Origin of the sequence: Brevundimonas sp. UBA7838, from assembly GCF_002500885.1 — a bacterium.
Classification (GTDB): Bacteria; Pseudomonadota; Alphaproteobacteria; order Caulobacterales; family Caulobacteraceae; genus Brevundimonas; species Brevundimonas vesicularis_C.
On record NZ_DLTK01000123.1, the window covers coordinates 1 to 7,362 of the forward strand.

Below are 7,362 nucleotides of genomic sequence, written 5' to 3' on the forward strand. Positions count from 1 at the left end.
CGGCGGTCGCGGCACGCCGGGCATGGCGGCGGCGGGCGTGTCGCTGCCGGGCGGCAAGCGCGGCGCCATCGTGCCCAAGACCAAGGCGCAGGCCGCCTATCTGGACATGCTGGGCCGGTGCGAACTGAGCTTCGGCGTCGGCCCGGCGGGCACCGGCAAGACCTTTCTGGCGGCGGCCTATGGCGCATCGCTGCTGCGGCGGGGGCAGGTGGACCGACTGGTCATCACCCGCCCGGCGGTCGAGGCGGGCGAGAAGCTGGGCTTTCTGCCGGGCGATCTGAACGAAAAGGTCGACCCCTATCTGGCGCCGATCTGGGAGGCGCTGAATGACATTCTGGGAGCCGAGGACGTGCAGCGGCGTCGCGACAAGGGCGAGATCGAAGCCGCCCCGATCGCCTTCATGCGCGGCCGCACGCTCAGCCATGCCTTCGTTATCGTCGATGAGGCCCAGAACACCAGTCGTCTGCAGATGAAGATGGTGCTGACGCGCCTGGGCGAGGGTGCGCGGATGGTGGTCACGGGCGATCCGTCGCAGATCGACCTGCTGAACCCGCGCGATTCCGGCCTGGCCCACGCCCTGCGGATTCTGGACGGGGTTCAGGGTGTCGGCATCCTGAAGTTCGAGGCTTCCGACGTGGTGCGTCACGCCATGGTGGAGCGGATCGTGCGCGCCTATGACGCCGACGCCGCGCGCGGACGCCCCGCCCCGGACCTCGAAGACCCCGCATGATCGAGATTGAAGTCGAGGCCGAGGCCTGGACCGGCGCCCTGCCGGACGTCGAGGCCATCGTCGAACGCACGGCGCAGGCCGCGCTGGGCACGGTGGAGGGCGACATCGTCGTCCTGCTGACTGACGACGCCGCCGTGCGCGAGCTGAACGGCCGGTTTCGCGACAAGGACAGGCCGACCAATGTCCTGTCCTTCCCGGCGCCGGAGAACGCCTTTCCGCATCTGGGCGACATCGTTCTGGCTTTCGGCGTCTGCGCGACCGAGGCCGAGGCCCAGGGTAAGACCCTGGCCGATCATCTGAGCCATCTGGTCGTGCATGGCGTGCTGCACCTGCTGGGCCGCGACCACGAGGACGACGCCGAGGCCGAGGAGATGGAGGCCGAGGAGCGCGAAATCCTGGCCCAGATCGGCGTCGCCGACCCCTATCTCGCCGAGCAGGACTGACCCGATGTTCCCCGACGCCCTGCTGGACCGTTTCGCGGCCCCGATCCGCGCCCTGCCCGACAGGAAGCGCGCCCTGACGTGGCGGCTGATCCGCATCGTTCTGGCGCTGCTGGCCGGCGCCGGGACGGCCTTCGCCCATCCGCCGTTCGGCGTGCTGATCGGGCTTTTGGGCTATCCGCTGCTGATGATCCTGTCGGAGCGGTCCGACACGACGCGCGGCGCTTTCTGGATGGGGTGGCTGGCGGGGTTCGCCTATTTCTTCGTCGGCTGCTGGTGGGTGGCCGAGGCGTTCTTCGTCAATCCCGAACAGGCGTGGATGGCGCCGTTCGCGGCCAGCCTGCTGCCGGCGGGCCTGGGTCTGTTCTGGGGGACGGCCTGCGCCCTCTATCGTCGGTTCGCGCCGCTGGGCGCCGTGCGGGTGCTGTTGTTCGCCGCCCTGTTCTGCGCGACTGAATGGTTGCGCGGCCATGTGCTGACGGGCTTTCCGTGGAATCCGGCCGGCGCGACCTGGCGCGCGGGCGGCGGCATGTCCCAGTTCGCCTCGGTCGTCGGCGTCTATGGGCTGAGCCTGGTCACGGTCGCGGCCACAGCGGCCTTCGCGCCCCTGATCGGGCCGGGCGACAAGCGCAGCCGCCTGATCTGCGCAGGCCTGGGCGCCTTGGCCCTGATCGCCGTCGGCGGCTTCGGCGCCGTCAGGCTGGCGCAATCGGACCTTCAGCTCACCGACACGGTCGTCCGCCTGGTTCAGGCCGATGTGAAGCAGGAGACCAAATGGTCGCCCGAGGCCTATCGCTCCATCGTCGATCGCTATGTCGCCCTGACGGGTCAGAGCGCGACGCGGACGCCCAATGTCGTGGTCTGGCCCGAAGGCGCCCTGCCCGCCTCGGCCAACGACGTCTTCGCCTCAGCCGACGCCCAGGCCATCGCGAGCGCCCTTCGTCCCGGACAGACCCTGCTGATGGGCCTGGCGCGCGGCGAGCCGGACCTGACTGCGCCCGAGGGCGCGCGCTATTACAACAGCCTGTTCGCCCTAGCCGACGAAGGCGGGGCGGGACTAAGGGTCGCCGCCGTCTATGACAAGCACCGGCTGGTGCCGTTCGGCGAGTACCTGCCTCTAGGGTCGATCATGACCTCCATCGGCCTGCGCAGCCTGGTGCATATGCCCAGCGACTTTTCCGCCGGACCGACGCCGGCCCCGATTTCGGTTCCAGGGGCCCCGCCGGCGCAGGTGCTGATCTGCTACGAGAGCCTGTATCCCGGCTTCACGCCCGGCGCGGCCGGGCGGCCCGAGTGGATCGTCAATGCGTCCAATGACGCCTGGTTCGGCGCGACCTCGGGCCCGCGCCAGCACCTGAACCTGGCCAGCTATCGCGCCATCGAGACCGGCCTGCCCATCGCGCGGGCCACCCCGACCGGCATTTCGGCCATGATCGACCCGTGGGGCCGGATCGTCGAGGGCCAACGGCTGGAGCCGGGCGTCATGGGCGTCATCGACGCGCCCCTGCCCCGTCCGACGGGCGTCACGCCCTACGGTCGATTTGGCGATTTCCTGTTCTTTTTCTCAGTGCTAACAGCGTTCATCCTGTCCTTGTGGCCGTCGGTCCGGCGATCTAGGGTCCAGGGGAATCAAGCAGCGATTTAGGTGAAGGGTGACGGCGATGGCGCGTGAAAAGGACGAGGATCCGCATCCCGTCGATCGCCATGTCGGCCGTCGCGTTCAGGAAAAGCGTCTCGACCTTGGCCTGACCCAGACCGCCTTGGCCAAGGCCGTCGGCGTCAGCTTCCAGCAGGTACAGAAGTACGAAAAGGGCACGAACCGCGTCTCGGCCTCGAAACTGTTCGAAATGGCCGAGTTCATGAAGGTCGGCATCCCCTTCTTCTTCGACGGCTACAGCAGCGCGACGGTCGGCGTCGCCGAAGAAGCGCCCGCCTTCGACCACGAGCACCGTCCGACCAAGACCAGCGTTGAGATCACGCGCCTGGCGCCACGCCTGCCCGCGCGCAAGCAGAAGCTGATCCTGGACATGATGCGGGATATGCTAGGCGACGAGGACGCCCAGAACTGAGGTCTAGCCGACCGCGACGATCTCGGCCGACTGACCGGCCACCGTCACCTCGTCGCCGACCCTTTTGCCCATAACGGCGCGGGCGAGGGGCGAGACATGGCTGACCGAGCCTGCGGCGGGATCGGCCTCGTCTTCGCCGACGATGCGCCAGGTCTGGGCACGCCCATCCTCGCGCTCGATGGAGACGGAACCCCCGAACCGCACGGCCCCATCGTCCTCGGTCGGCGCGATCAGCTGGGCCGAAGCGCGCCGTGCGGACCAGTAGCGCAGGTCCCGCGTCGCGCGGGCCATGGCGGTGCGATCGCTCTCGATCGAGCCTTGCACCTGGGCGGCCGTATAGGCGGCGCGGGCCGAGGCCAGTTCGGCCTCGATAGCAGCCAGCCCCTCGGGCGTGACCAGATTGGGATGGGGCGAGATCGGGCGGTCCGCCAGGTCGGCGGCGGTGGCTTCCAGATCTTCTTCGCGGGTGAAGGCAACGCTCATGGTAGGGAACATAGCGATGACGACGCCTATAGCCAGCGCGGCCGCAAGCGCGCAAAGCCACGCCATGCAACAGTCGCCCAGTCTTACGACCTCCCGCACCGTTCACGTGATCGGCGCCGGTCCTGCCGGATTGATGGCGGCCGAACGGCTGGCGCAGGCAGGGGCGACGGTCGTGGTGCACGACCGGATGCCGTCCGTGGCCCGCAAGCTGCTGATGGCTGGGCGCGGCGGGCTGAACCTGACCCATTCGGAACCGCTGGACCGGTTCATGACTCGCTATGGGCCGGCCCAGCCGACGGCCGCCGCCTGGATCGACCGGTTCACGCCTGCCGACCTGACCGCCTGGGTCGAGGCCCTGGGGCAGGAAACCTTCGTCGGCTCAAGCGGGCGGGTGTTTCCGAGAGCCATGAAGGCGTCCCCCCTGGTGCGGGCCTGGCTGGCGCGGCTGGAGGCGCAGGGCGTCGAGATCCGCACGCGCTCGCGCTGGAGCGGTTGGCGCGACGGCGCGCTGGTGTTTGAGACGCCGGACGGGGAGCGACTGGAACGGCCCGACGCCTTGGTCCTGGCTCTGGGCGGCGCCAGCTGGCCGCGCCTGGGTTCGGACGGCGCCTGGACGCCGTGGCTCCAAGCGCAGGGCGCCGCCGTGTCGCCGTTCCAACCGGCCAATGTCGGCTTCGACGTGGCCTGGTCGGCGCTGTTCCGTGATCGGTTCGCGGGCCAGCCGCTGAAAGGCGTCGCTGTCACCCATGGCGACCGGACGGCGCGGGGCGAAGCGATGATCGCCCGTTACGGTATCGAGGGCGGCGCCATCTATGCGCTGTCCGCCGCGCTGAGGACGACGGTCGAGACGGCGGGGCGCGCCGAGATCCAGATCGACCTGAAGCCGGATGTGGCGGTCGGAAAACTGACAGACCGCCTGTCGAAGCCGCGCGGCAAGGCCAGCCTGTCGAACCATCTGCGCAAGGTGGTCGGACTGGAGCCGGCCGCCGTCGCCCTGCTGTATGAGGCTGGTCCCCTGCCCGCCTCGCCTCGGGCGTTGGCCGAGCGGATCAAGGCCATGCCCCTGACCCTGACCGGCGTTCAGGGACTGGAACGGGCGATTTCCTCGGCGGGCGGCGTGGTGTTGGACGGCGTGGACGAACGGCTGATGCTGGCGGCGCGACCGGGTGTCTTCGTCGCCGGCGAGATGCTGGATTGGGAGGCGCCGACAGGCGGCTATCTGCTTCAGGCCAGCTTCGCCTCCGCCGTCGTCGCAGCCGAGGGCGTCATCGACTGGCTCGACAGCCGGAACTGAGAAAGGCAGGGTCGCGCGGTTCGATCAGGAGTATCCGATGCGCCACGCCCTCCCCGCTGTTTCCATCCTGGCCCTGATGATGGCCTGGTCCCCGGCCTTGGCGCAGGAGACGACGCCGAACATCGACGTCGCGCGGATGAATGAGTCGGTTCGGGTTCTGGCGTCGGACGATTTCGAAGGCCGCGCCCCCGCCTCGGCCGGCGAGGAAAAGACCGTCGCCTGGCTCGTCGAACAGTTCAAGGCCGCGGGGGCCGAGGGCGGCGGGCCGGACGGCGCCTTCGTCCAGGTCGCTCATCTTTCGCGCACGCGCCAGGACGGTCCGGCGACCGTCGCCGCGACCGTTGGCGGCAAGACCATCAGCCTTGAGCGCGGTCCCGACGTTCTGGTGTCCAGCGACCGGCCGACCAACCACATCACGGTGACCGACGCTCCCGTGGTCTTCGTCGGCTACGGCGCAACGGCGCCCGAGCGCCAGTGGGACGATTTCAAGGACATGGACGTGCGCGGCAAGATCATCGTCGTCCTGGTCAACGATCCCGACTTCCAGGCGCCCGACGGGGATCCGGTCGCGGGCAAGTTCGACGGAAACGCCATGACCTTCTATGGCCGCTGGACCTACAAGTTCCAGGAGGCGGGTCGTCGCGGTGCGGCGGGCGTGCTGGTGGTGCATGAGACGGCCGGCGCGGGCTATCCCTGGTCGACGCTGCAGAACTCATCGGCCGCGCCCAAGTTCGACATCGTGCGCGCCAACCCCGACGCCGAGCGCGCGGCGTTCCAGGGCTGGATCCAGCGCGCCAAGGCGGAAGAGCTGTTCACCGCCGCCGGCCTTGATTTCGCGGCCCTGAAGGACAGCGCGCGCAGCGCCGATTTCAAGCCCGTCGTCCTGCCCGGCCTGACGATGAGCGTCGATTTCGGCCAGATCGCCGATAAGGTGGAGACCAAGAACGTCATCGCCCGCATACCCGGCTCCGAACGCCCGGACGAGACCGTCATGTACGGGGCCCATTGGGACGGCTACGGCGTCGGCACGCCGAACGCCAAGGACGACAAGATCTATAATGCGGCGGTGGACAATGCGACCGGCGTCGCGGCCCTGTTGGAACTGGCCCACGCCTTCGCCGAAGGTCCGCGTCCGAAACGGTCGGTCGTCTTCGCCGCCTGGTCTGGCGAAGAGGCGGGCCTCTTGGGCTCGACCTATTACGCCGCCAATCCGGTCTGGCCGCTGGAGACCACGGTCGCCAACATCAACGTCGACAGCCTGCTACCGGGGACCGAGATCGACCCGAACGTCGTCGTCATCGGCAAGGGCAAGAACCAGCTGGACGAGATTCTAGCGCGCCACGCGACCGAAACGGGCCGCACCCTGATCGCCGATCCGGCGCCCCAGGCCGGGGCCTTCTATCGTTCGGACCATTTCCCGCTGGCGCTGAAGGGCGTGCCGGCCCTGTTCCCGGCGGCGGGCTTCACCGGCGCCAGCGCGGCCAGCCGCGACTATGTCCAGAACCGCTATCATCAGCCCACGGACGAATGGGATTCGACCTGGACGATGGACGCCGCCGCCGCCGATGTGGCCCTGATCTATGCCGTCGGTCGCGAGTTGGCGGACGGGGATCAGTGGCCGGAATGGAACGCGGGCGCCGAGTTCGGCCCGGCGCGGGATGCCTCGAAGGCCTCGCGGCGCTAGAGTTCCAGCTGAAGCTCGGGCGCGGCGGCGGTGGTCGCGGCGCCCAGCGGCAGATGCAGGATGAAGGCGGCGCCCTTGCCCGGCTCGCTTTCGACCTCGGCCCAGCCGCCGTGCAGTTCGACCAGGGCCTTGACCAGAGCCAGACCCACGCCGGGACCGCCGCGCTCGCGCCGCACGAAGCGGTCGAAGACGTGGGCCTGCAGATGATAGGGAATGCCGCGCCCGGTGTCGGACACCGTCAGGCGGATTTCGGACGGGCCGGCCTCGGCCTTCAGCTCCACCGCCCCGCCTTCGGACACGGCGCGCGCCGCATTCTCCAGCAGATGATCCAGCGCCTGGCCGATGCGGTGTTCGTCGGCGCGGATGGGTTTGAGATCGGCAGGACAGGAAACGGTGAGTGTGGCGCCGCGTCCCTCTACCCGCGCCCGGACCTTTTCGGCGGCCTGGCTCAATAGGTCGCAGACCCTGAGGTCACCCAGCGACAGCTCCATCTCGCCGGCGTCGATCTGGGCCATGTCCAACACGTCGTCGATGGAGCGGGCCAGTTGGCTGGCGGCGATGCGGATGGCGCCCGCGTGCTGGCGGCTGCGCTCGGGCAGGTCGCCCATCGTCTCCAGCAGCTCGGAATAGCCGACGATGGTCGTCAGCGGCGTGCGCAGCTC

8 protein-coding genes are annotated in these 7,362 nt (G+C 69.2%); 6 read left to right on the forward strand and 2 right to left on the reverse strand.

The features are described 5' to 3' along the window. The 4 genes from B3T77_RS11525 to B3T77_RS11540 all read left to right on the forward strand — a co-directional run. Positions 1–730 (forward strand): PhoH family protein (locus B3T77_RS11525; protein WP_292079730.1); only part of this gene is annotated, 730 nt, incomplete at its 5' end. Beyond that, positions 727–1,173 (forward strand): rRNA maturation RNase YbeY, encoded by a 447-nt coding sequence (gene ybeY, locus B3T77_RS11530; RefSeq protein ID WP_292079731.1) that lies wholly within the window; start codon positions 727–729, stop codon positions 1,171–1,173. The genes B3T77_RS11525 and ybeY, both read left to right, overlap by 4 nt. Positions 1,174–1,177: 4 nt before the next feature. Continuing rightward, on the forward strand, positions 1,178–2,815 hold the full coding sequence (lnt, locus tag B3T77_RS11535; protein ID WP_292079732.1) for an apolipoprotein N-acyltransferase: 1,638 nt from the start codon (positions 1,178–1,180) through the stop codon (positions 2,813–2,815). A gap of 16 nt (positions 2,816–2,831) precedes the next feature. Then, complete coding sequence (locus tag B3T77_RS11540) at positions 2,832–3,239, forward strand: helix-turn-helix domain-containing protein (protein ID WP_091751191.1); 408 nt, start codon at positions 2,832–2,834, stop codon at positions 3,237–3,239. 3 nt (positions 3,240–3,242) lie between these two features. Here B3T77_RS11540 and greA read toward each other — a convergent pair whose 3' ends face one another. Further along, on the reverse strand, positions 3,243–3,722 hold the full coding sequence (greA, locus tag B3T77_RS11545) for a transcription elongation factor GreA (protein ID WP_026108478.1): 480 nt from the start codon (positions 3,720–3,722) through the stop codon (positions 3,243–3,245). Between the two features lie 64 nt (positions 3,723–3,786). Between greA and B3T77_RS11550 the strand changes: the two genes are divergently transcribed. Beyond that, positions 3,787–5,016 (forward strand): NAD(P)/FAD-dependent oxidoreductase, encoded by a 1,230-nt coding sequence (locus B3T77_RS11550; RefSeq protein ID WP_292079742.1) that lies wholly within the window; start codon positions 3,787–3,789, stop codon positions 5,014–5,016. A gap of 37 nt (positions 5,017–5,053) precedes the next feature. After that, entirely contained in the window at positions 5,054–6,700 is a 1,647-nt protein-coding gene (locus tag B3T77_RS11555) for a M28 family metallopeptidase (RefSeq protein ID WP_292079735.1), read from the forward strand. Here B3T77_RS11555 and B3T77_RS11560 read toward each other — a convergent pair. Beyond that, the coding region (locus B3T77_RS11560) for a sensor histidine kinase (protein ID WP_292079737.1) at positions 6,697–7,362 on the reverse strand (666 nt) is incomplete at its 5' end. The genes B3T77_RS11555 and B3T77_RS11560 overlap by 4 nt on opposite strands.